This is a genomic window from Colwellia sp. MB02u-10, from assembly GCF_014077185.1.
Taxonomy (GTDB): Bacteria; Pseudomonadota; Gammaproteobacteria; order Enterobacterales; family Alteromonadaceae; genus Cognaticolwellia.
This window is the reverse complement of the sequence record NZ_JACGVK010000132.1, coordinates 215,899-241,623: the sequence shown is the minus strand read 5'-3', so window position 1 is coordinate 241,623 and position 25,725 is coordinate 215,899. Positions and strand designations below refer to the sequence as shown.

17 protein-coding genes are annotated in these 25,725 nt (G+C 39.2%); 13 read left to right on the top strand and 4 right to left on the bottom strand.

From position 1 onward, the window contains the following. The first annotated feature begins 162 nt into the window (after positions 1 to 162). Together cphA and H4J59_RS14435 are read left to right on the top strand one after the other, a co-directional pair. Positions 163 to 2,982 carry a cyanophycin synthetase gene (gene cphA / locus H4J59_RS14440; RefSeq protein ID WP_182240476.1) on the top strand — a complete coding sequence of 940 codons (2,820 nt, stop codon included), beginning with the start codon at positions 163 to 165 and terminating at the stop codon, positions 2,980 to 2,982. Positions 2,983 to 3,022: 40 nt separating this feature from the next. Next, positions 3,023 to 4,741, top strand: coding sequence for a Mur ligase family protein (locus H4J59_RS14435; protein ID WP_220469831.1), 1,719 nt, complete (start codon positions 3,023 to 3,025; stop codon positions 4,739 to 4,741). A 201-nt stretch (positions 4,742 to 4,942) separates the two neighbouring features. On the opposite strand, the gene H4J59_RS14430 is transcribed toward H4J59_RS14435, so the two are convergent. Both H4J59_RS14430 and gtfA read right to left on the bottom strand, forming a co-directional pair. Further along, complete coding sequence (locus H4J59_RS14430) at positions 4,943 to 5,974, bottom strand: LacI family DNA-binding transcriptional regulator (RefSeq protein WP_182240474.1); 1,032 nt, start codon at positions 5,972 to 5,974, stop codon at positions 4,943 to 4,945. Between the two features lie 137 nt (positions 5,975 to 6,111). Next, complete coding sequence (gene gtfA, locus H4J59_RS14425; protein WP_182240472.1) at positions 6,112 to 7,581, bottom strand: sucrose phosphorylase; 1,470 nt, start codon at positions 7,579 to 7,581, stop codon at positions 6,112 to 6,114. A gap of 203 nt (positions 7,582 to 7,784) precedes the next feature. Between gtfA and H4J59_RS14420 the strand changes: the two genes are divergently transcribed. The 9 genes from H4J59_RS14420 (at position 7,785) to H4J59_RS14380 (ending at position 20,249) form a co-directional block, all read left to right on the top strand. After that, positions 7,785 to 9,011, top strand: coding sequence for a sugar MFS transporter (locus H4J59_RS14420; RefSeq protein ID WP_259369540.1), 1,227 nt, complete (start codon positions 7,785 to 7,787; stop codon positions 9,009 to 9,011). Between the two features lie 191 nt (positions 9,012 to 9,202). Next, entirely contained in the window at positions 9,203 to 11,626 is a 2,424-nt protein-coding gene (locus tag H4J59_RS14415) for a TonB-dependent receptor domain-containing protein (RefSeq protein ID WP_182240470.1), read from the top strand. Positions 11,627 to 11,703: 77 nt separating this feature from the next. Then, positions 11,704 to 12,660, top strand: coding sequence for a carbohydrate kinase (locus H4J59_RS14410; RefSeq protein WP_182240468.1), 957 nt, complete (start codon positions 11,704 to 11,706; stop codon positions 12,658 to 12,660). Between the two features lie 31 nt (positions 12,661 to 12,691). Beyond that, positions 12,692 to 14,362 carry a glucose-6-phosphate isomerase gene (gene pgi / locus H4J59_RS14405; RefSeq protein WP_182240466.1) on the top strand — a complete coding sequence of 557 codons (1,671 nt, stop codon included), beginning with the start codon at positions 12,692 to 12,694 and terminating at the stop codon, positions 14,360 to 14,362. A 234-nt stretch (positions 14,363 to 14,596) separates the two neighbouring features. Next, a complete protein-coding gene (locus tag H4J59_RS14400) occupies positions 14,597 to 15,943 on the top strand; it encodes a DASH family cryptochrome (RefSeq protein WP_182240464.1) in 1,347 nt (448 codons plus the stop codon). Positions 15,944 to 15,949: 6 nt separating this feature from the next. After that, complete coding sequence (locus H4J59_RS14395; protein ID WP_259369539.1) at positions 15,950 to 17,533, top strand: cryptochrome/deoxyribodipyrimidine photo-lyase family protein; 1,584 nt, start codon at positions 15,950 to 15,952, stop codon at positions 17,531 to 17,533. A gap of 6 nt (positions 17,534 to 17,539) precedes the next feature. Next, positions 17,540 to 17,725, top strand: coding sequence for a DUF2256 domain-containing protein (locus H4J59_RS14390; RefSeq protein ID WP_182240462.1), 186 nt, complete (start codon positions 17,540 to 17,542; stop codon positions 17,723 to 17,725). Positions 17,726 to 17,792: 67 nt separating this feature from the next. After that, positions 17,793 to 19,343, top strand: coding sequence for a cryptochrome/photolyase family protein (locus tag H4J59_RS14385; protein WP_182240460.1), 1,551 nt, complete (start codon positions 17,793 to 17,795; stop codon positions 19,341 to 19,343). A 654-nt stretch (positions 19,344 to 19,997) separates the two neighbouring features. After that, complete coding sequence (locus H4J59_RS14380; RefSeq protein ID WP_146879395.1) at positions 19,998 to 20,249, top strand: TIGR03643 family protein; 252 nt, start codon at positions 19,998 to 20,000, stop codon at positions 20,247 to 20,249. A 253-nt stretch (positions 20,250 to 20,502) separates the two neighbouring features. Here the strand turns inward: H4J59_RS14380 and H4J59_RS14375 are convergent, their stop codons facing one another. Next, entirely contained in the window at positions 20,503 to 21,480 is a 978-nt protein-coding gene (locus tag H4J59_RS14375; protein WP_182240458.1) for a GGDEF domain-containing protein, read from the bottom strand. 783 nt (positions 21,481 to 22,263) lie between these two features. On the opposite strand from H4J59_RS14375, the gene H4J59_RS14370 reads away from it, so the two are divergent. Both H4J59_RS14370 and H4J59_RS14365 read left to right on the top strand, forming a co-directional pair. Next, on the top strand, positions 22,264 to 22,548 hold the full coding sequence (locus tag H4J59_RS14370) for a hypothetical protein (protein ID WP_182240456.1): 285 nt from the start codon (positions 22,264 to 22,266) through the stop codon (positions 22,546 to 22,548). Between the two features lie 697 nt (positions 22,549 to 23,245). Beyond that, positions 23,246 to 24,937, top strand: a complete 1,692-nt coding sequence (locus H4J59_RS14365; RefSeq protein WP_182240454.1) for an RluA family pseudouridine synthase — start codon at positions 23,246 to 23,248, stop codon at positions 24,935 to 24,937. A gap of 315 nt (positions 24,938 to 25,252) precedes the next feature. Here the strand turns inward: H4J59_RS14365 and H4J59_RS14360 are convergent, their stop codons facing one another. Further along, positions 25,253 to 25,720 (bottom strand): 2TM domain-containing protein, encoded by a 468-nt coding sequence (locus H4J59_RS14360; protein ID WP_182240452.1) that lies wholly within the window; start codon positions 25,718 to 25,720, stop codon positions 25,253 to 25,255. Between the last annotated feature and the right edge of the window lie 5 nt (positions 25,721 to 25,725).

Sequence of the window (25,725 nt, the reverse complement as noted above, 5' to 3'; positions counted from 1 at the left end):
AATAAGTTAAATCCTACCTTGATATCCCTACTCCCCGCTGAATAATATTTTTAGCAAGTAGTATGCTCACTATTCAAAGCGTGTTATCTTTTCTATATCGCGTCTAGCGTAGGCAGATATAAATAATAAAAAATGCTCTGAGAGTAATAAAAGGAAATCACGATGAAAATGCTATCTTCCAACGTTTATGTTGGCCCTAATGTTTATGCTCATTTTCCAGTGATTCGCCACATAGTTGATATAGGAATTTTGGAACAATACCCTTCAGTTAAGTTAGGCAATGAATTTATCGATGGCTTAATCACTCACTTGCCCAGTTTAGATCAGCACGGTTGCTCCTATGGTGAGCCCGGCGGTTTTCTTAGGCGTTTAAAAGAAGATGAAGGTACTTGGATTGCTCATATTTGGGAGCATGTTACGCTCGAACTACAATGTATAGCTGGTACTGAGGTAACCTTTGGTAAAACTCGAGGTACAGGTAAAACTGGCGAATACAATATGGTTTTCCAGTATAAGCAACGAAATGTAGGCCTTGAAGCAGCTTTGTTAGCGCGGAAATTATTAATTTCATTAATGCCCGACAACATTAAAGCCGAATTGAAAACCCCCATTGAAGACGATTTTGATTTTCAGCAAGAAATGGCTGATTTTATTCGCTTTGCACAACGCAAAGAATTTGGTCCTAGTACGCAATCACTGGTTGATGCCGCAGAAAAACGTAATATTCCTTGGTTAAGATTAAATGAATATAGTTTGGTGCAATTTGGTCATGGTAAATATCAACAGCGTATTCAAGCGACTATTACCAGTGAAACTAGGCACATTGCGGTTGAAATTTCCTGTGATAAAGAAGACACGCATAATTTATTAAATGATCTTGGCTTACCTGTTCCCCAACAGCGTATGGCATATTCCGATACCCAAGCGGTAAGAATGGCAAAAAATATTGGCTACCCTGTGGTACTAAAACCGTTAAATGCTAATCATGGCCGTGGCGTATCTATTGATTTAACGACTGAAGAACAAGTGATCACCGCTTTTGCTTTTGCTCGTGAACATGGTACCAGCCGCGCGGTTTTAGTTGAGTCGTTTTTAACCGGTTTAGATCACCGGATGTTGGTGGTTAATGGTGAATTAGTCGCGGTGGCCAAACGTGTACCTGGCCATGTCATGGGTGATGGCGTTAATAATATTAGCCAATTAGTTGATATTATTAATGAAGACCCACGTCGAGGTGTTGGCCATGAAAAAGTATTAACCCAGTTAGAGATAGATACTCAAGCCATACGTTTACTAGGTGAGGCGGGTTTTACCGAACAAACAGTACTACCCCAAGGTGAAATATTTTACCTACGTTCAACCGCAAATTTATCTACCGGTGGAACGGCAATTGATATGACTGATGTAGTCCATCCCGACAATAAAACCATGGCTGAACGTGCGGTACAAGCGGTTGGCTTAGATGTGGGTGGCGTTGATTTTTTAACCGCAGATATCACTCAATCTTATAAAGATATTGGTGGCGGTATTGTCGAAATTAATGCCGCACCTGGTTTTAGAATGCACGTAGCGCCAAGTGAAGGTAAGCCTAGAGATGTTGCTGGCAAAGTCATTGATATGTTGTTTCCGCCATCACTACCTACACGTATTCCTATTGCCGGTATTACGGGCACCAACGGCAAAACCACCACCTCTAGAATGCTCTCGCATATATTAAAAAGTGCTGGGCATGTTGTTGGCATGACGTCCACCGATGGGGTTTATGTTGATGGCCAATTATCGGTTAAAGGTGATATGACAGGTCCTGTCTCATCGCAAATTGTTTTACGTGATCCCTCGGTTGATATCGCGGTATTAGAAACGGCGCGAGGCGGTATTGTTCGCTCAGGTCTGGGTTACTTAGAATGTGACGTCGCTGCTTGTCTGAATGTGCAAGCCGATCATTTAGGGCTAAGAGGTATAGAGACGCTTGAGCAACTAGCTGAAATTAAACGTATTGTGGTTGAAGTTGCTACCGACAGTGTGGTGCTCAATGCGGATGATCCGCTGTGTTTAAAAATGGCCGATCATACCAAAGCTAAAAACTTATGCTATGTCACCATGAATACGGGCCATAGTTTAGTTCGCGAGCATATTCGTGCTGGCGGTCGAGCCGTGGTATTAGAGAAAGGTATTAACGGTGACATGATCACCATTTTTGATAATGGCACCCATATCCCGCTGCTGTGGACGCATTTAATTCCAGCCACCTTAGAAGGTAAAGCACTGCACAATGTACAAAATGCTATGTTTGCTGCTGCCCTAGCTTATTGCTTAGACAAACCATTAGAGGCCATTCAACAAGGCTTAAGAACCTTCACAACGACCTTTTATCAAGCCCCAGGTCGAATGAACGTGTTTGATGAGCACAATTTTAGAGTGATACTTGATTATGCTCACAATGCTGATGGTGTGCGTTGTATGAGTGAGTTGGCGAGTAAATTAGAAGTTAAGGGTAAGCGTATTACTGTCTTGGCAGGCCCAGGTGATCGTCGTGATGAAGATATCGTGAATATTGCTAAAGCGGCGGCTGGACATTTTGATCTTTATATTTGTAAAGCTGATGATAATCGCCGTGGTCGTGGTGAAGATGAAGTGCCTAAACTTTTAGCCGCCACATTAAAAGATCAAGGTATTGATGAAGCAAAAATTTATTGTATTCCAGATGAAGTAGAAGCGATAAACAAAGGCTTAGAACTTGCCAGTAATGATGACTTATTAATGGTTTTTGGTGATGCGATAACACGCTGTTGGAAACAAATTATTCATTTCAATGGTGTTAATAAACCTGAGCATGAAACAGAGCAAACGCCACGTCAAACCGTGGTGTCTATGTTAGAAACTAGCGAGCCTGATACTTTTGTCTTGGAAACCGGCATGAGAATTGTTTCTGATGAACGCGGTGTGCGTGTGGTCTCTGAACACGACGAAGAAAGTGATTAAGCTTGCTAAGAAAAACCAACATCAAAAAGCGTAGTAATATATGAATATAAAAAATATAACACTGAGCTTAGATGATAATCGTCGGCTGACAGGTAAAAATTTATTATCTGATCAGCCAGGCGCGATCATTGATGCTTTTGTCTCGGGTATTGATAAGCTTGTTGTGGTTAATGTTTGGTCTATTTACGTTAACCGGCTACTGAAGGCGGTTAATTGGTCAAATGAAAAAATATACTCGCGTATCTTCGAAGATGGCATCACGATTGCCATCAGTGCTCCCATCGATGCGCTTTATGCTGCCTGTGATTTAAATGAAATGGCCTGGCAGTTAACCTGCGAAGAGTTAGCCCATACTGAAAATGTAGAGCCAATGAGTGCCGCCATCATGCGTTTAAAAGCTGCGATAGCAGAAGAAGTTAATCCAAAACTACTGGCATTAATTAAACAAGCAAAAGCTAAAGGTATTGTTTATTTGGTTGATGATGATGAGTTTTCATTGGGTTATGGCAGCACAGCACAATGTTGGCCGATATCGGCACTGCCTGAACTCGCCAGCATAAATTGGTCACAATACCACTCGATACCGCTAGCCTATGTAACCGGCACCAATGGTAAATCGACTAGTGTGCGCATTATGTCGCAAATTATTGAGCAAGCGGGAAAATGTTGTGGTGTTACCTCGACAGATTTTATTCGGGTCGGTGATAATATTATTGATCATGGCGATTATTCAGGTCCGGGCGGGGCAAGAATGTTATTGCGCCATCCTAATACCGAAACCGCTATTTTAGAGGTAGCGCGTGGCGGTATTTTACGTCGGGGTTTACCCATAGATAAGGTTGATGCCGCCTTAATCACCAATATTGCCGAAGATCATTTAGGGCAATATGGCATTAATACCGTTGCCGCACTTGCCCAAGCTAAAGCGGTTGTTGCCAAAGGCTTACAGCATAACGGTGAAAGTAAAGGCACCTTAGTACTGAATGCCGATGATGAGTATTTAGTGGCGCTAGCGCCTGAATTGTTGGTGAATAAGTGTTGGTTTTCTTTAGATGAACACAACACGACACTACAACAACATAAACAACAAGGTGGCGCGGTTTGTTTTGTTAAAGACCAGCAATTGGTTTATGTAGACGCTAATGAAGAAACAAGCATTATCAGTGTTAACGATATTCCTATGACGCTAAACGGCGCGGCGCTGCACAATATTCAAAATGCGCTGGGTGCGATTGGCTTAGCTAAGAGCTTAGATATTGACAATAAAGCGATTAAAAACGCTTTGTCAAAGTTTGCTAGCAACAGTGAAGACAATCCCGGTAGAGGCAACCAGTTTAGCGTTAATAACGCGCAAGTGATCATGGACTTTGCCCACAATGTTCATAGCATGCAAGCCATGGCAGTTACGACGGCGAATATCAAAGCTCAGCGTAAATTTTTAATGCTGAGTCATGCTGGCGACAGAACTGATAGTGAAATCGTCAACATGACGAAAACCGCCTTAAAAATGCAGCCTGACTTTCTTATTGCTGTTGAGGTAGAACCGTATTTGCGCGGTAGGGCGTTAGGTGAAGTACCGCAATTAATTATTGATACCGCGCTGGCTCATGGTGTAAAGCAGCATAATATTTTTACTTTTAAGAGTCCCTTTGCTGGGGCGAAATATATTATAGAGCAGCTGCAAGCCGATGATTTAGCGTTACTGATGGTGTTATCTGAGCGAGAAGAGATCACTAAACTGTTACTTGATAAATCTTAAATAATTTAGCTTTGGATTGCTGTTGTCTAGATAACTGCAATCCTGACTTATGTGTTATCTCAGCAACTTTATTTCAGTAGTGTGAGTAAGCGCTTGACTGTCCAGTAAGTCGTTAAGCGCTTTTACTCACGACTTTGATGTCAACCAATAAGCGATAATAAACCTATAACTATCCATGTCGTGTTTATTAAGCTCAACGGTTTAACAGCTTTGTCTGTGCTCGATATGATAGGGGATCAAAACAGAATCTGTAGCTCGCTTAATGAAAAGCTCAGCGGCTTTGCTGCCTTTTTCTTCACTGTTTTGGTGTACAGTGGTTAATGGTGGATTCGAGCGGTTTGTTTCGTCAATACCATCAAAACCAACCACGCTGATATCCTCTGGTATTTTAAGGCCCATGGCATTAATTTCTTTTAACGCCGCTAAAGCGATTAAGTCACTCATACAAAGCAGAACATTGGGTCGAGGAATAGAGGTTAGCGCTTCTCTAACGGCTATTAAGGCGATGTCATGACTGCTTTTTGGAATATTCCATATCCTATCATCTCTTAACGTAACACCGAGTTCATTAATCGCCTTTTTGTAACCATTTAAACGACGATGAGTAATTGAAGGCAGAAGATCAAAGTCAGGTAATTCATACACTCGACAGGTTAAGTTTGAATCGAGTAATCTTAAACCCAGAATCGCGATATTATCATCGGCTGACTTTATCGCGAGTTTTGCTATTTCATATGCTGCTTGTTCATTATCAATGCCTACCGAGGCATTACGATCAATATCAAAATCTGCGGTAACCACTTTTTTAGTGGTAGCTCTTAACTGCTCAACCAACTTAGCGTTGCGCGGGATGCCATAACAAATAAAGCCATCGACAAAGTCAGCCACCTCATTAATGTTGTCAGAAGCCCCAGAGAATAATAATAAATTAACTTGGTTTTTTTCTAACACGGATGAAACGCCCTTAACAAAATTGCTGGCGACGGGATCAGAAATCATATACTCGACACTATCGGGTAATACCAAAGCGACAATATTAGAGTGACCTTTTCTTAATGATTGCGCCGCTTTGTTAGGCCCTGAATACCCCAACTTTTGACATGATGCAAGGATGTCATCTCTGCGCTTTTTAGACAGTTGATCTGGACGACTAAAGGCATTAGAGACAGTGGCATTTGACACACCAAGTTCTTTGGCAATGCTTTTTAGTGTCCATATTTTTTTCTCTGTCATGTTGAACTTATTTTATTATTGTGCATAAATATCACGCAGATCTATTGAGTTTGTTGTCATTATTGTTGACATAGTATACTGGTATTTATCAATATATAACTTAACTTTATTCGCTATTTTATTCGCTATTTTCAAGCCTAATTCAAAAGGCTTTTTAAGAGAATAAAACGCTTTTTACCCTTGTCATTAAGCTCAATAGACGCTTTTCTAGCGGCTAAGTCGACTAATAAAGTGGCTTGGCTATTAGCATGAGTCCAAGTCATTGCTAACCTAGAGTGCTGACCTTCAATAGTAAAGTCACCATTAAAAGCGTCAGTGTTATTACGTAATTTTATCAATTCAATGATAGCTTGAGTGATAGGTTTTTCGAGTGATTTTTCAATGTCTTCATGATTAAGATAAGGACGATTTATATCTCTGCCGACATTGGTGGTAGATAACAAGGTCATATCATTTTTTTCAGCGAATAAACCGGCATAATAAACTTGCGGCGTGCCCGGTGCGAAAAACTGTATGGCTCTGGCTAATAAATAATCATAATCATTGGCTGCTAACGCATCGTAGTAAGTACAATTAACCTGATATAAATCAACATTACTTGCCGCTGCACCTGTTGCTTTTTGGCTTTCGCCTGCGCTATTAAGATGAATTTTTTTAACTAAGTTATCTATTTCAGTATTATCAAGCAGTCCTTTTTTACCGTTCATCGGACCCACATCAATAATGCCAATACCGTCGTGGGTGTCTAAAACCGTGATGCAATTTCTAGGCGAAATGTTCAGCCATTTAATTAATGCGCTAAAGTCTTGGCTAAAAATACTGTGTAAAATTAACGGCGGCAAGGCAAAATCGTAAACTTGATCAACACGTTTAGCTATTTCAATTTGGGTTTGATAATAAGAATGAATTTCTACTAAGGTATCAATACCTTGTGCGTTAGCTTTCTGGGTTAGCTGATCAATAAACTCAAAGGTTTCTTCAAGCATAAAGCAACTAGTCCCCGCTTTTTTAATCGCATAACCCGCAGCATCAAGGCGAATAATATTAATATTATTTTCAGCAAAGGTTTTTAGAATCCGCGTTAAATAAGCTTGTCCAACATCTGAAGTGACATCGATATCAATTTGGCTATCGGTAAATGTGGTCCAAAAATCAGCTGATTGATTATTGGGTAATAAATAATTTGTAAAACTGCTACCGGGTCTAGGACGATATATTTTCGCTTGTTGCTCTTCATTTAAGCCGGAAGGGAAAACTTTATCTTTCGTTAAGAAAAGCGCCCAAAACGGTGAATCACTGCCTTTATCTAGTACATCTAAAAATTCTTTAGATTGAGCAGACATGTGATTTACAATAAGATCTGCCATTAATTCATGGCTTTCCCCTAATGTTTTCACATTTTTCCAATCGCCAAGTCGGCTATCAACTTCAGTATGGTCAATAGGGTCAAAACCCGCATCACTGCCATCTATTGGATAATAAAAGGGTAATAAGTGCACACCTGAAAATAAACCTGACAACTGGTTATGCAGAATATTATCGAGTGCTTGGACACCAGAACCGGTTAGCCTATCAACATAGGTTATTAGCTGAACATTATTTTTCATAAATCTACCATTAAAGTACAAGTTGAATCTTAATCGATTAAGGTATATGTTTATATACAACACAGTTTTAATCAAGAATAATTTTGCTTTTTCTTTAAAATATTAAGTATCAGCAGATGTTTTCAGGTTAAATAGTCAATAAATCACTTTAGTTATTAAGCAACTAAAGCCAATATATATAAATATAATAAGAGGGGAAAATAATGAATCCAACGAGTAGCTCAGCAGTAGATAAATCTTCAATCGAGGACGCATCGATAACCCGTATTAAGCTTTTAACCTATATGATGTTTTTTGTTTTTGCGATGACCTCAGATGCCGTTGGTGTCATCATTCCTCAGTTAATTGAAACCTACAATTTAAACTTAACACAAGCGAGTGCATTCCATTATATCCCCATGATTTTTATCGCATTGAGTGGTTTGTTTTTGGGGTATCTTGCTGATAAATGGGGCAGAAAGTTAACCATTGTTATCGGTTTAATGATTTTCTCTGTCGCCTGTTTTATGTTTTCTGTTGGCGAGTCTTTTTACTACTTCTTATTTTTGCTAGCGCTAATTGGTATTGCTATTGGTTTGTTTAAAACGGGCGCATTGGCACTGATTGGCGACATATCTTCGTCAGGCAAAGAACATACGGCGACAATGAATAAAGTGGAAGGCTTTTTTGGCGTAGGCGCTATAGTAGGCCCGGCGATTGTCAGCTACTTATTAATTTCAGGTGTTTCTTGGAAGTATTTATACATAGCTGCAGGGGTTATTTGTATTTTGCTGTGTTTGGTGGCAATGAAAACAAAATACCCAGTGACTAAACAACATGCGGCAGAAAAAATTAATTTAAAAAGCTCGTTTAAATTAATGAAAGACCCTTATGCTTTAGGGTTTTCATTAGCCATTGCGCTTTATGTCGCTACTGAAGTGGCTATCTACGTTTGGATGCCAACACTGCTTGCTGACTACACTGGCTCGCTTGTTTGGTTAGCGACTTATGCCTTAACTATTTTCTTTGTCTTACGGGCCAGTGGGCGATTTTTAGGGGTTTGGATGCTTAAGCACTTTAGCTGGCAAAAAGTGATGTTTTGGTTTTCATTAGCGGTATTTCTTTGCTATTTAGGTACCGCCTTAATGGGGGTTGAGGTAGCGGTTGTGTTATTACCCTTGTCAGGTTTATTTATGTCAGTGATTTATCCAACCTTAAACTCTAAAGGTATTAGTTGCTTTCAAAAGTCAAAGCATGGTGCCGTCGCGGGTGTGATTTTATTCTTCACGGCGGTATCAGCGGCTATATCGCCTTTACTTATGGGGATTGTGAGTGATCTACTTGGCCATGTTTCTTACGGGTTTTATTTAGCAACAGGCTTCGCCGGCTTACTGTTTGTCGCGGCAATCTACAACCTAAAAGTGGATCCTACTCAACATATAAAAAATTAATTAATTATATTTATCATGTAATTAATTCAATAAAACCTATTGTACAAAAAAAAGACTTGCTAATATTTGTATTTTTACGAATAATCAACTTAATCGATTAAGTTGATTATTCTAATAGTAAGCAACTTAGATTAACAAGATTAACTATAAAAATATTAATACAATAAATTAACAGAACATGGGGTGAGACAATGAAACAAGCTATTCATAAGAAATTTATCGTCAGCGCATTAGCTATGGCTATCTGCTCTAGCTTAAGCGCAGCAGAAACAAAGGTGACAGAAGAAGTAAAACACAAAGGTATTGATTTTGAGCGAATCGTCGTTACTGGCTCTGTTGGTAAAGGCACAACGGTTATGCAATCAAGTGTCTCGGTCAGTAGCATCTCTGCAGATCAAATTGAAATAGCGTCACCACGCAGTAGTGCTGAAGCATTCAGAAACATCCCAGGTGTTCGTGCAGAAGCATCAGGCGGTGACGGTAACGCTAACCTTGCAGTACGTGGTCTTCCTGTAGCAGCGGGTGGTGCTAAGTTCATGCAAATTCAAGAAGACGGTTTACCCATTCTACAATTTGGTGATATCGCTTTTGGTAACACAGATATTTTCTTACGTATAGATTCTACAATGGCATCTATTGATGCTATTCGTGGTGGCTCTGCATCAACATTGGCTACAAATGCGCCTGGCGGCATCATTAATATCGTTAGTAAAACGGGTGAAGCTGAAGGTGGTAGCGTAGCGACAACATTCGGTTTAGATCACGACTCTACTCGTACAGATTTTCAATTTGGCGGCGAGATTAACGACTCAACCTATTTCCATCTTGGTGGCTTCTACCGTCAAGGTGAAGGCGTACGTGATACAGGTTATACGGGTAACAAAGGTGGTCAAATTAAAGCGAACATCACTAAAGAATTTAGCGATGGTTACGTTAGACTTTATTTTAAACACCTAGATGATACTACCACAGCATATTTACCTATGCCTGTTCACGCGGACGGTTCTTCAGTTGAAGGCTTTGACGCCTCTACTGGCACTCCTCATACCCCTTACCATACTTCAATGATCACAACGGATGGTGCTGGAAATGGCCGTCTTGCTGATATGCGTAATGGCATGAGCCCGAAAGTTGATGCGCTTGGTTTTGAAGCTGTATTTGATTTAGGCAATGACTGGTCTGTTGAAAACAGAATGAGAATTTCTCGCACTAAAGGTAGCTTTACCGGCCCATTCCCTGAAAGTATTCAAGGAAGCCAAGGCTTAGCTGACAGTATAGCAGGTGCTGGTGCAACATTAACTTACGCAAATGGCCCACAAGCAGGTAATGCTTATACGGCTGATAACCTCATGCGTATTCACTCGTTTGATGTTGAAATGACTAATCTTGATTTTATGGTTAACGATTTCAAATTAACAAAAACGATTAACGACTCTACCTTTACTGTTGGTTTATATAACTCGTCTCAAACTATTCAACAATCATGGTTATGGAACTCTTACTTATATGAAGTAAAAGGCCAAGATGCTGCACTTGTTGATGTAACGGCCGCTGACGGTACAGAATTTTCTCAAAATGGTGTAATTGCCTATGGTGTACCTGCATGGGGTAACTGTTGTACACGTAATTACGATTTACAATATGAAGTTACGGCGCCTTATGCTGCGTTTAGCACAAGCTTTGATAACATCAACATTGACGGTAGTGTTCGTTTTGATAGTGGTTCTGCAACAGGTTCTTTCTCAGGTGCAGCTCAATCTGCAGTTGACATGAACGGTGACGGTACTATACATCAAATCGAAACCAGCGTTTCAAATGTTGATAACGCTTCAGCTAACAACGTAAATTACGATTGGAATTACGTGTCTTATTCACTAGGTGGTAACATCAAAATCAATGATGATTTAGCCGCATTTGCTCGTATCAGTAGAGGCGCTACAGCTAATGCTGACCGTTTAGCTTTTGGTAAAATAGATGCTGCTGGTGTTGCCAAAGATGAAGACATCTTTGATGAAGTTGATCAGTTAGAACTTGGTGTTAAATACCGTCAAGATGAATTATCTGTCTTTGCAACGGCTTTCTTTGCACAAACTCAAGAGCAAAACTTTGAAGCCACTAGCCAACAATTTTTTGACCGTGAATATGAGTCTAAAGGTATTGAAATAGAATCTACATACTACATGGGTGATTTTGATCTACGTGCTAACTTAACGTGGACTGATTCTGAAATAACTAAAGATGTCATTAATCCAGCTGTAGTTGGCAACACACCAAGAAGACAAGCCGATGTTGTTTACTCAATAACAGGTCGTTACAACTTTGCCCAAGGTTCTGCGGGTATTAACTTAATTGGTACTACTGATTCATTTGCTCAAGATAACTTTGACCAAAACGACCCTAACGCTCTTATATTAGACGGTTATGTTCAAACTAACGCCTTTGCTCAATACAAGCTTTCAGATTCATTAAGTGTTTCTTTAAACATTAACAACTTATTTGAAACTGTTGGTATTACTGAAGCAGAAGATGCAACAGCGGCAACGGCTAAAACTATTATACGGGCAAGATCTATTCAAGGTCGTTCAGCGACTCTGACGCTTAAATACGATTTTTAATCTATAACTTTTTAAACTAATAGTACAAATAATAACAAGCCCATTTTATATGGGCTTTTTTATTCAAAGGTGATTTTATGCTTTCTTTACTCAGTTATGGCGAAGTGTTGGTTGATTTTTTACCAAGCTCTGCTCATAACCCAAGTTACACTCCTTTAGCGGGCGGTGCACCGGCAAATGTCGCTGTAGCCTATGCTAAATTAGGCGGTAATAGTTATTTTGCCGGCGGTATCAGTAGCGATGATTTTGGTACTATGTTAATGCAGCAATTACAAGATCAAGGGGTGAATACAAGTTACGTAAATACCGTAGAAAATGCCAATACAGCCATAGTGTTGGTGACCTTAGATGCGAGTGGCGAACGTGCTTTTAATTTCTATCGTAACGATACGGCAGATATGTATTATGACAAGAGCCAGGTTGATAAAATAAACTGGCAAGATATTGCTGTTTTTCATTATTGCTCAAATACCCTCACCAATGAAAAAAACCATGATAATACGCTTTATGCCTTAAAGCGCGCTAAGTCGAACAAGGTATTAATTAGCTTTGATGTTAATTTACGTCAGCAACTTTGGGCTGATTTAAGTTTATTACCTGCTCGCGTAGAAGCCTGTCTCAATGAAAGTGACATTGTAAAATTAAGTAAAGATGAAGCCAGCTATTTAGCCGCCATTAAAAATGTTGACCTACCAGGCTATGTTAGCTATCTATTAACGCTAGGCGTTAAGCTGATCGTTATTACTGATGGCCCTAACGAGGTGCAAGTAACTTGTGCCAGCTACTCACTGATGATTGCTGTGCCTAAAATAACCGCGCTAGATACCACGGCTGCCGGTGACAGTTTTATTGCTAGCTTCTTATTTGCTCTCTCTCAAGATGCCGATATTAATCAAGCGTGTTTATTTAATGTATTAGAAAACCAAACGCTTGTGTCATCAGCGGTACTATTCGCCAGTAAATGTGGTGCTTTAACTTGCCAAAAAATGGGCGCATTTGCTGCCTTGCCGTCAATTAAAGCGCTAGCGCTTTAATTGTTTTTCTATCAAATATCCGAGAATAAATATGGAATCTAGAACTTCCCTTGCCAGTTGGAAAAAGCTAACGCTGCATGCACAACAGATGAAAAAGTCTCATATGAACGACTTTTTCAATGAAGACAAACAACGATTTGATAAATTTTCTCTGTTATTACCTTCTATGCTATTAGATTATTCTAAAAACTTGATCACAGAAGAAACTCGCTCACTGTTAATTTCACTCGCAAAAGCATGCGATGTAGAGGCTTGGCGAGACAAAATGTTCAAAGGCGAGCGTATTAATGGCACAGAAGATAGAGCTGTTTTGCATACCGCCCTGCGTGATCAGCAACAAACGCCAATATTTCTTGATGGCGAAAACATCAATGCATGCGTTGCAAAATCGTTAGATAAAATGCAAGCCTTTACCGAACAAGTGCGTCAAGGAAGATGGAAAGGATATTCTGGCAAGCGCATTACTGACGTGGTTAATATTGGTGTTGGTGGCTCTAACTTAGGCCCTCAAACGGTTACTGAGGCATTAAAAAAATATAGTGATGACAGTATCAATGTTCACTATGTCTCTAATGTAGATGGCACCCAAATTGCCGATGTATTGAAGCCATTAAATCCAGAGAAAGTCCTGTTTATTGTTTCTAGCAAAACCTTTACCACCACAGAAACCATGATCAATGCTAAAACGGCGCTGAACTGGTTAACCTCTGCTTCATTTGATAAAAGTGCTGTTGCTCAGCATTTTGTCGCTGTGACCACCAATAAAGAAAATGCGATGAAATTTGGTGTTGAGGCCGATAATATATTCGAGATGTGGGATTGGGTTGGCGGTCGATTTTCATTATGGTCAGCCATAGGCTTGCCAATAGCCTTAGACTTAGGTTTCGATAAGTTTATTGAATTATTAGCCGGTGCTCACGAAATGGATCAGCACTTTTGTCAGACTGAACTTGAACATAACGCGCCAGTGATTTTAGCCTTACTCAGTGTCTGGAATTGTACTTTTCTAGGTTCACAATCACAGGCTATTTTACCTTATGATCAATCCTTACATATGTTATCTGCGTATTTGCAACAAGCAGAAATGGAAAGTAACGGAAAATCAGTTAACTGGCATGGCGAAACCATTAGCTATTCAACTGTGCCGTCAATTTGGGGCGAATTAGGCATTAATGGCCAACATGCTTTTTATCAATATTTGCATCAAAGCAATAATGTCGTGCCGGCTGATTTTATTGGTTCAATTGAAAGTAATACCCCTATTGAGGGACATCATGAAACACTGATGGCGAACTTTTTTGCTCAAACTCAAGCATTAATGCAAGGAGTAGATGAACAACAAGTTAGAGATGACTTAAAAGCCAAAGGCAGGACAGATGAGTATATTAATAAAGTTGCGCCACATAAGGTACATAAAGGAAATCGCCCCTCTAACACTATATTAATGAACCGTATTTCACCCCGTTCGTTAGGCAGCTTAATCGCACTTTATGAACATAAAATATTTGTCCAAGGGATTCTCTTACAAATATGTTCGTTTGATCAGTGGGGCGTTGAATTAGGCAAAGGTTTAGCTAATAAAATTGAACATGATCTGCACAGTGACAAAAACAATCCCGCTCACGACAGCTCTACTTGGAATCTGATCAAACATTATCATAAGGTAAAATCAGCCACCGCTGAAACACCTGATAAGTCATAAAACTGTATCTTGAAGTCGGGTGGGTATCCTGTTAACAACAGGAATATATGCTTAATAACAATGGGGTTGTTGAAGGCTTGGGTTGGCTTTTGATCCGCTTGTTTGATAGTTAACTTACCGCCATTGCAGCGCTTAATTCAATGGCGGTGAGTTAAAGCAGGCGATAACTGAATTATTTTGATCTAAGTGCTAGCTTTATGCGTATAGTTTTTTTTAACTAATTGAATTATATCCATGAAACGTACCTTGTACTGGCTGAATAAAGATCTTCGTATCAATGACAACGCCGCGCTTAACTTAGCCAGTTTCAGTGATCATCTGCTTTGTGTGTATATTGTTGATAAACAGTGCTTTGAAGCAAATAATTTTCAGTCAAAACCTCTAGGCGATATCAGGTGGCAATTTTTACAAGGCTGCTTAGATGATTTTAACGAGAGCTTATTAAAGCTCGGCCAAGCGCTGTATATTGTTTATGGCGATACCTTATCGACCTTAACTCGGCTCTGTGAAAACTATCAAATTACTGATGTAATCACCACGAAATTACCCGGCACTTATGAAAATAGGCTTATTACTCAGCTTAATGAACGCCTGCCTGAGCTGACCATTAATCAGGTAGAGCAATTTACTTTATTTACCAAAAACTCATTGCCTTTTGAGTATGATGAATTACCAGTGAGTTATTCTAAATTTCGAAAGAAAATGGCTGAAGTCAGTATTTACAAGCCAGTGCCAAGCGTGGAATCTCTGCCTAGCATGTTTAACACCCTACCGGCGCCAACTCGTTTTAAACCTAAATGGCTACCTAGTGTAAGTGCTATAAAGACCAACCAAGGCTTTGAGTTTGAAGGGGGTGAACAACAGGGTTTAAAGCATCTTAGGCAATATTTTTCGTCAAATTCCCCCGCCGAGTATAAGCAAGTCAGAAATAATTTAGACGGTTGGAAAAATAGCAGCAAGCTATCGCCGTGGTTAAATGCTGGCTGTATTTCTGTGCGCCAAGTGATGAATTACCTTGCTGATTTTGAACAGCAGCATGGCAAAAATAGTTCAACCGAATGCCTGTATTTAGAATTACTGTGGCGAGAGTACTATCAATGGGTACATGGTAAAATTGGCGCTAAAACCTACCAATTTAAAGGCATTGCTAAACATAAACCCTTAACAACATTCTATCCTGAACGCTTTAATAAATGGTGCTTAGGCAATACCCCTTATCCCTTGGTTAATGCCTTTATGCATGAGTTAAGACAAACCGGCTATTTAAGTAACCGAGGACGTCAAATTGCTGCAAGTTGCCTAGTGAATGAACTCAGTGTTGATTGGCGCTACGGTGCTGCCTGGTTTGAAGAGCAGTTAATTGATTACGACGCTGCGGTTAATTGGGGTAATTGGCAATACATCGCCGGCGTAGGTGTTGACCCTAGAGGCGGTAGACATTTTAATATTGAGAAGCAAACCACACTTTATGACCCTAATGGTGATTACCAAGCTAAATGGACGGATCAAAGTCAGCAAAGTACTCAAGCCAATCAAGCACTAGACTCTGTAGATGCTTCAGATTGGCCTGTGCTACAGTAAACTAGAATGGCAGCTAATCTGGTGGCAACTAATAACCTGGCAACTAATCTCGTGACAACTAATAGCCTAGTAGATAGTGCCGTCAATATTGTTTGGTTAAAGCGTGACCTGCGACTTAGCGATCATCTGCCGCTGAGCGAATCCATTCAGTCGGGTTTAACACTGCTGTATTACGTTTTTGAGCCTTTATTAATAGCAGACCCTCATTACGACGAACGACATTGGCGTTTTATTTGGCAATCAATTGAAGATATTAACGCTCAGCTCAGCGCTTTTAATGCCCGGGTTTATGTCTATTTTGGTGATGCGCTTGCCGGCCTTAATGAAATTCAGCAGCGCTTTAATATTACCGGTTTATTCAGCCATGAAGAAGTCGGCTTGTTGTCTACTTTTGAGCGCGATAAAGCGGTTAAAAAATGGTGTAAAGCACAAAACATTGTTTGGCATGAAAGTGCATCAGGCGCGGTAAGTCGCGGTAAAAAAAATAGAAATAACTGGGACAAAGACTGGCGTAAGATCATGAAAGCTGAGTTAAGTCAGCCAGCGCTATCTTGTAACACACTGGTCAATAAACAATGTTTAGAGCAGTTACCTGAGTTTATTTTACCTGTGTCGTGGTCAACAGCTGATGAGTTCATGTTAAAAGGTGGTGAGCTTTGGGCGCAAAAAATGCTGCAATCATTTTTGAATGGCCGAGGTAAAAACTATCATTTTGACATATCTAAACCGCAGGCAAGTCGTAAAAGTTGTTCACGGTTATCGCCTTATTTAGCTTGGGGCAATATAAGCTTAAGGCAGTTCTATCAAAGTATTCTAATGAAAAGACCTCAAAGCGGTTGGAAAAGACCGATAGATGCACTGGCATCTCGCCTGCATTGGCATTGCCATTTTATACAAAAATTTGAAAGCGAACATCAAATGCAGTGGCGTCCGGTAAATCGAGCTTACATTGATTTTAGCTATCCTGACCTTCACTGTGGTTTGAGTGTTGAAACGCGATTAGATAAATGGAAAACGGCGCAAACAGGCTATCCGCTAGTTGATGCTTGCATGCTTTGTTTAATAAAAACCGGTTATATCAACTTTCGCATGCGAGCCATGTTAGTCAGCTTTCTATGCCATCATTTACTGCTAGATTGGCGTTTAGGCGTAAGGTATTTAGCGAAACTATTTCTCGATTTTGAACCAGGCATTCACTATCCACAATTTCAAATGCAGTCAGGGGTAACCGGCACTAATATCATTCGGGTTTATAATCCAGTGAAACAGTCATTGGAAAAAGATAAAGATGGCCTATTTATTAGAACATGGTTGCCACAATTATCAGAGTTGCCGAATGAAATTATTCATACCCCTTGGCAATTATCGCCAATGGAGCAACAGCTTTATCAATGTCAATTAGGCGAGACTTATCCTTTACCTATGGTGGATATCAATGAAACAGGGAAGATTGCCCGCGATTTACTCTGGGGTTTTAGAAAACGATTTGACAGTAAAAAAGAAGGCCAGCGTATTGTCGCGAAGCATGTTCGAGTGACTAAAAAATCGACGAAAGCCAGCAAGCCTAAACCATTAGAAAAATTAATATGATCAACGATGCATAAAAAATTATTGTTAGCCCATAAAAATTGTCTGACCTGTAAAAAAGATTTTTTATGGCGCAAAAAATGGCAAGCCAATTGGGAGCATGTGTTGTATTGCTCAGAGCGATGTCGGCGTAATAAAAACACGAGTAATAGTGCACTTGATAGCGCTCAATCGAGAGTCAAAAAAAAGAGCTAAACTTAAACTAAGCAAAGCGCTAAAGCTTGGCTCTAGCCAGAGTTCAAATAAAGGTAAGGTAAATTTCATGACGGCAAAACATCTCAGGCTTATATTGGGTGATCAGCTCAATCCTATGCACACTTGGTTTGAACATATCGACGCTGATGTTGTTTATGTCATCGCTGAGCTGCACCAAGAGGCAAACTATACTAAGCACCATGTGCAAAAAATAACTGCATTTTTTGCTGCCATGGCTAATTTTTCTCAAGACCTTGAAAGTAAAGGCCATCGGGTTTGTTATCTCACCTTAGATGACAGTGCAGCATATCAGGATCTTCCACAGCTGATAACAGCATTAGTTGCACGTTATGCTTGTCAAAGCTTTAGCTTTCAACGGCCTGACGAATACCGCTTACGAGCACAATTAACTGGCATGTCAGCGCAGTTAGCTTTACCTGTGGTTGAAGTCGACAGTGAACATTTTTTACTGCCCTTTGACGAATTACCTAATCATTTTAAAGCGGCAACGCACGTAAGAATGGAGAACTTTTATCGTTTTATGCGTAAGCGTTTTTCTATTTTGATGACGGGCTTAAAGCCGGCAGGTGGTGCATGGAACTTTGACGCTAATAATCGTCAATCATTTAAGCAAGCTGATCTCAAACTTATCCCCAAACCTTTGGTATTTGACAACTCAGCAGAGGAATATTTACAGCGTATAAAACAGCATAATATTAATACTATCGGGCATGAGTCGGATAATGTGGCTTACCCCATTAGTCGGCAACAATCCTTAGTGTTACTGGATTATTTTTGTCAACATCAGCTGGCTAATTTTGGTAACTTTCAGGATGCAATGACGGTAGCCTCGCCCTACGCTTGGAGTTTATATCACTCGCGGCTAAGCTTTTCACTTAACTGTAAAATGCTCAGCCCAATGGAGGTAATTAACACTGCGCTTATCGCTTATCAAGACTCTGAGGGTAAGATCACACTGGCGCAAATTGAAGGTTTTGTTAGGCAAATTCTAGGCTGGCGAGAATATGTCAGAGGTATGTATTGGGTGAATATGCCGAACTACGCAGAGCAAAATTTTTTAGGCGCTAAGCGTAACTTGCCTGATTTTTTCTGGAATGCGGACACTAAAATGCAGTGTTTAAAAAGCGCGATATCACAATCACTGGAGCATGCTTATGCCCATCATATTCAACGCTTAATGATCACAGGGAATTTTGCTTTGTTAGCCGGTATAGCACCTAGCCAAGTTGATGACTGGTATTTAGGCATCTACATAGACGCGATTGAATGGGTAGAACTACCCAATACTCGCAGCATGGCGCTTTTTGCTGACAGTGGTTGGATAGCAACAAAACCTTATGCGGCAAGCGGTAACTATGTCAATAAAATGAGTGACTATTGTAAAAACTGTCATTATAAAGTGAAAGAAAAAGTCAGCTCAAATGCTTGCCCATTAAATAGTTTATATTGGAACTTTATCGACCAAAACTATGACAAGTTTGCCGCAAACCATCGCATGAGCTTCCCTATCCGTAACTGGGATAAAGTTGATCCGGCGCAAAAAATTGCCATCAGAGAAAAAGCGGCCGAGTTATTAAATGATTTAGACAAGTTGTAGATATACTCAGTAGCGGTGTTTTTCAAGGCAGTTGTAGCGTAAATTAAAAGCTTTTTTTCACAACATAGTTTGGCGATTTTTGTAGGTCGGACTTTAGTCCGTCAACCGTTAAACGGGCAATTAACGCAATGGAGCACAATTTTTTTGTAGGTCGGACTTCAGTCCGTCAACCGTTAAACGGTCAATTAATGTCATGGGTTAACCAAATTTTGCAGCGAATATTATTCTGTTAAATAATTTCAATAGCAAAAAAAGTTAAATTTCATTTAACCTGATGGACTAAAGTCCAACCTACATTTAAGCCCCATAGAAGCTGCGGGTGATCATATAGCGTTGGGCGATTTTTGTAGGTCGGACTTTAGTCCGTCAACCGTTAAGCGAGCGATTAACCTTTATTTTCACTCGGTACCTTTATTATTTTTCACCTATCACATTGATTTATTTTAATATTGAAAGCGGTAACACTAGCGTTATAAATTATCTTAAGTTTATATGAGTGAATTTATATGGGCGAGTGCAAAAACAGTTACAACCAGTATCGCTTAGGTTTTACTCTAACTTTAAACAGGCAAAATAAATAATGAGGAATTGGTCTTTTCTTATCTGTTATCCGTATAGCTAAAAAACTTATTGAGCAATGTTAGGATAGCTTTTATGGCATTTTTGATGGATGAAGAATCAAGAATTATAGAAATGGCCTGGGAAGACCGAACTCCCTTTGAAGCGATAGAGCACCAGTTCAACTTACGAGAGCCCGAAGTGATCAAATTTATGCGTAGTCACTTAAAGCCAAAAAGCTTTAGGTTATGGCGTAAAAGGGTGGGTGGTCGTGCGACAAAACATCTGCAACTTAGAAGTGACGATGTAACCAGAGGTTACTGCCCAACACAATACAAACAGCGTTGATGCAAAAAATCTAATGCTTAACGATGCTAGTATAGCTTGATGACGATTTTACTTTGGCTAGGTAAGTAAACTCCTAGGTTATAATAATAGGTTATCTAGCGACCTATTATTATTCATTAAGCCCTAAAACATTAAAACATTAAAACATTAAAACGCTAGCCGCTGATCTTGTTTTGCTAGGCAATATTAAATGGCAGGAGTTTTAACACCAAACACTCAATAGCAGGCATCAGTAACCACTATGGAACAGTGGTTAAATAGTTTTTAAACAGTATTGGTTTTTGCCATTTTTTTTTGCTTCATATAAATATTCGTCAGCTAATTTAACCAGTTTATCACTGGATATTTTAGTACTGTTAGTTTTTAAAGCCGCTCCGACAGAGACTGACGTTTTAAGAATTTCGCCATTATTATTCAAGTTGAAATTTGCCACACTCTCGACTATTTCTAAACAGGTTGCTTCAAGTTTTGCTCTATTTACACCATAGAGAATCACTGCAAATTCATCACCACCTATGCGAAAGGCAATGTCTTCAGTACGACGACATTTGTCCTTTATGACGCGAGCTAGCTTTTTTAAAACCTCATCACCCATGCTATGTCCGCAAGAGTCGTTAATTATTTTAAAATAATCTGCATCAACAAAAATTAAACCTAGGGCTCCATCGTCACGCACGGCAATGGCATTTAATCTTACTATTTGTTCTTGAAAGGATCTTCGGTTGTTAAGTTTTGTTAATCCGTCTGTTATCGATTCACTGTAAAGCCTATTGATTAATAAATAATTTTGATAGAGCGTTTTTTGGCCGGTTAGATTAACCATAAGACAAATAGCTGCAGCAACTATAAAAATTACCAGCATGAATATTAATTCGGTTAATGGGTGACTTAAGTGAATATTTACCGCTACAAATACGCAGAGAATAATCACAGTGACTATGGCTGTAGGTTTGATCGGCAGCACCATAAGTAAGCAGCCAAACATTATAATGAGCACTAAACCAAGCTGAGGAAATGAAAAACCATTTATGCTAGAAAGATAATAGATTAAGGTATGATTTAAGCCCACTGTCAGGTAGATAAACAGCATTAATAATACGTTTGAACGTATCGTTATCGGGGGTTTAAACCAATAAATGAAATTTAAATACAATAAGGGCAGTATGACTAAAAATAGCCTAGATGTTAGTGTTAATAGGTATATTTCACTGGGAAATTTAACTATATCCATAATGGAAAATGCTAGATATAAAAGCAATCCAGCGATTAAAGCCCCACGCCTAACGTTTAAGCATTGCGACATCAAAAAATGGGTGAACTTCTCTCTATTATCAGTCTGCTTGTTATTACTCGGAACTGCTGTATTCATATAATATAAACTTTAATCATCTGTAATCTATAATGCATAGTTTTTTTGTTTATTGTGAAAAAATCGATTATGCAATAACTTCAAAGGTTTAGAAATAAAAAGTATTATAATTATATTCTTCTAAATCTATTACAATTAGTAACACTTTTATTGCGAGGGTGCAATTTAATGGCATAAAAAAACTATATTTCTAAAATGGCCACGTATTATCTACACAGTCTTAAGTTTTTTTAAGCCTTAATGAATACTAATACTGAGTCAAACTAGTAGGTAACTTATTATTGACAGCCTAGCCATTTTAGCAATCACTTATTTAACTATTTAGTAGACCTGCGTAGTTGTACTTAACTTTCCTTGCTGTCGTTTTTCGCGAGCAAATACATATTAAATAATAACATAAAAATGCACTGAAATATGGCGGATAAAAAACTATGGGCGTGAATTTAAATTTGAGGCCAAAACTAGTCGGTGATAAACATCAATTAACTATATTACAAACTCTATTAGTCAATAGCTGAAAAGTAATGCAAACTAGCCAATAACTCAAGCGAACTGGTTAATTGCTAGCTTATTTTCATTTCGCTGCATATTTTAGTCAACATAATTAGCCCATTAATGGCGCTATATTTCTTCTGGATAGATATTATGAATTTAGATAAATCAACAAAACGTATCGCAAAAAAAGTTAAGGCAGGTTTTCAGGGGTACCCTCAAATTACCTTGGCATATTTTGGCGAAGCTGAAGATTGTGCGACACAAGTAGTGGTTAGTTTTATGTTGGAAGCCGGTGCTGATGCTCAGGAAGAATGTTTTTCTAGCAAAGGTGACATCAGAAAAGACGAAACTATTCAAACTACCCTAGTAAAAGTTATTGAACGGGCAGAGGCAAAAACGGTGATAGAAGTTGCGGGTGTGGAAAAAATAAAATAACAGCAGTGAATTATGCCAACTGTTCGCCAAGGTAATATTGTTAAAAGTACGGCTCTTACTTAGCGTTCAGCAATCGGTTAGAGCTCATTTTTAGCTAAGTTATAGCAGCACAAGTTTGCATATGTCAGCACTGCAGGCAGCTTATAGAGAAAACAATAAAACCTAATACAACAACTATCTCACTGTCATCAAAACAGTTTGCTGTGTGTAATGGCAAGAGTTATAGCATTTTAGGTTAAACCTATTTGTTGTAAGTTAATGGCTGCGATAGCAGTTAAAGTAGTAGGTTTTAGTCTTTTACTTAAAAAGTTCTTTGCCACAGGTCAATTTTTTATGGCGGCATCGGTAGTAATTTAGCTAGTATTCATCGCTATAACTGCTTGCTAGGCTTTGCAATATCGAGCTTGGCTATGCACTGTATGGTATTTAATACCAATTTCATTAAGTTATTGCCCACTTGTACTGGTTAAAATACACCAAGGCTACGGTGCTCTCAATCACAATAGCCAGCTATTGCTCAATCAAGCGTCTTGCCCTGATGCATTTTCTCTGCACACAACAAGATCACAAATTTAATGAAAGTGGTATAACACCAATTTATCAAGATTACGCCAGATCAGGTTATTTAGTGAGATAAGGCTGATTATGTTATTATCTTGACTAATTGCCTTATTGAACATTTCATCATTATATTGCCATGATAAATCTTGCCCCTTGCTTTACGTTATTCTCCCAAGCTGTTGACTCTATAACGCTGCCAGAAAAGTTTACTTTCCCCTTTTATTATCAACCACAACCTTTAGCGGTTAAAGCCGTTGAGCAGTTACAGCAACAGCTTGAAATGCTGCCACAATGGCTGGATAGAACAGGATTAAATGGGTCAGTTGAATCAAATAAAACCAATGCTGGAAAAATGTTTGGTGTGTTAGTTGTGCAAAACAACCAGCAAGAATTAGGCTTTTTAAGTGCTTACTCTGGACAACTTGAAGACAATACGGCGGATATCAACTTTGTGCCCGCAGTGTCTAATATGCAATGGCAAGACGCAGCCTTTTTGGCAGAAAATCGTATTATCAATAATATTAATGCTGAAATTGAGCAGTTAGCACATAGCGAGCCGCTTAGTGTTATTAATAACCAGCTGAGTGCGGCGACAGCAAGTTATCAGCAAGAGTTAATAGCGCAGCAAAGTTTAATGGTAGCGAGTCGTCTGCAAAGAAAACAACAACGCAGCGACGCTATTGATCAACTCACGGAGCACGACTTTGAACAGTTAAAAGCAAATTTAGCAGGGCAAAGCATTCAAGAAAAAAAGCAGCTGCAAGCGCTAAAGCAATCTTGGCAAAACCAACTCGACTTATTGCAGCAAGCACTAGCGAGTATTACCAGTGAAATTAACAAATTAAAAAAACTGAGAAAATCACGCTCGAAAAATTTACAGAAAAAACTTTTTGCTCAGTACCAATTTCTCAATGCTAAGGGCGAGGCTAAAGACTTAAATGCTATTTTTGCTGAGCTACCTGATCATACACCACCGGCTGGCGCGGGCGATTGCGCTGCACCTAAATTATTACAATATGCTTATCAACATAACTTAACACCACTCGCTATGGCTGAGTTTTGGTGGGGCGCTGCGCCAAAATCGGCTATTAGACAACACAAAAATTATTATCCGTCTTGTTACAGTAAATGTCAGCCCATTTTGACCCATATGCTGCAAGGTTTACAAGTTGATGATAATCCGTTGTTGATCAACCCTGCTCTGGGTAAAGATCTAGCCATTGTTTACCAAGACGCAGATATGTTAGTGGTTAATAAGCCGGCCGAATTTTTGTCAGTGCCAGGTAGAAGCATTGAAGACTCGGTTTATTCACGTATTAAAAGCCAATTTCCGCAGGCCTCTGGGCCAATTATTGTCCATCGTTTAGATATGTCGACCTCAGGTTTGTTAATTATTGCGCTCAATAAAGTAGCCCATAAAGCGCTGCAAAAACAGTTTATTGAACGCACCATAGAAAAACGCTATGTCGCTTTGGTTAATGGAAATATTGTGGCAGAAAGTGGCAGTATTGACTTACCACTGACCTTAGATTTTGATGATAAACCACGGCAAATGGTTTGTTATCAACACGGCAAACACGCGCTAACTACTTGGCGAGTTCTTGAACGAAAAAATAACACCACACGACTGCATTTGTTCCCTAAAACTGGGCGAACGCATCAACTTAGAGTGCATTGTGCCCATAAACTAGGCTTGAATATGCCCATTGTTGGTGATGACCATTATGGTTTAAAAGCAAATCGCTTACATTTACATGCCGAGTATTTGTCGTTTTGTCATCCCATTAATGAGACCAAGCTAGTGTTTGAAGTCGCGGCTGATTTTTAGTGATAAATTTTGTCTAAACTCCGAGTTTGATCACTGACTAATAAAAGCTAATTAGTCTATAAATCAATAACAGTTAAGTCATAGGATTTGGCTCTATTGGCTTAAATCGTATGCCTGTTAAGCGATTAAGCTGCATTGGCCTAAGCTAGAATTCAGCTTAATCGTTTGCTCATGAGAGCGATTAAATAACAGATATCAGATCATATTTTGTATATTTAAGATAAAAAACAAGACCTGCGGCAAATTTTTATAAGCCAAATTTCTGCGCACAACAAGTTCACAAACGAAACGGGTATTACTTTATTTTTAGGGGGGTTAGAGTTTTTTACCTAGCCTTTTTTCAATTTGTTTCTTTTCCCAATCAGCACCAAAAAAGTTATATACCTCAAAGACACTAATGCCGTGAGATATTAGCCCTACACCCCAACCAAACGCTGCCCACCAAGCCCAATAATATCCAGGACTAGTTAAAAAATTAACTAAAAATAAAGCTAGAATTACCAGCGTATAATTAATCAGGTGACTGTAAAATCCTTTAATGTCTCTAACATGGTCGATAATACGACTTTCTTCTGCACTATAGTTGTCTGCGCTATTCATATTTTCTTTCTCCAGTAATTCATCAAGTTCAATTTCAAAAACAGCAGCAAGAGATTTTAGTGATTCTAAACCTGCTTTTTGGCCTCGTTCAATACGTTGGATAGTTCTGATATTTAAGCCACTGAACTGGGCTAGTTGCTCTTGAGACCATGCTCGTTTAAGTCTTAACTTTCGAACCATCATTTACT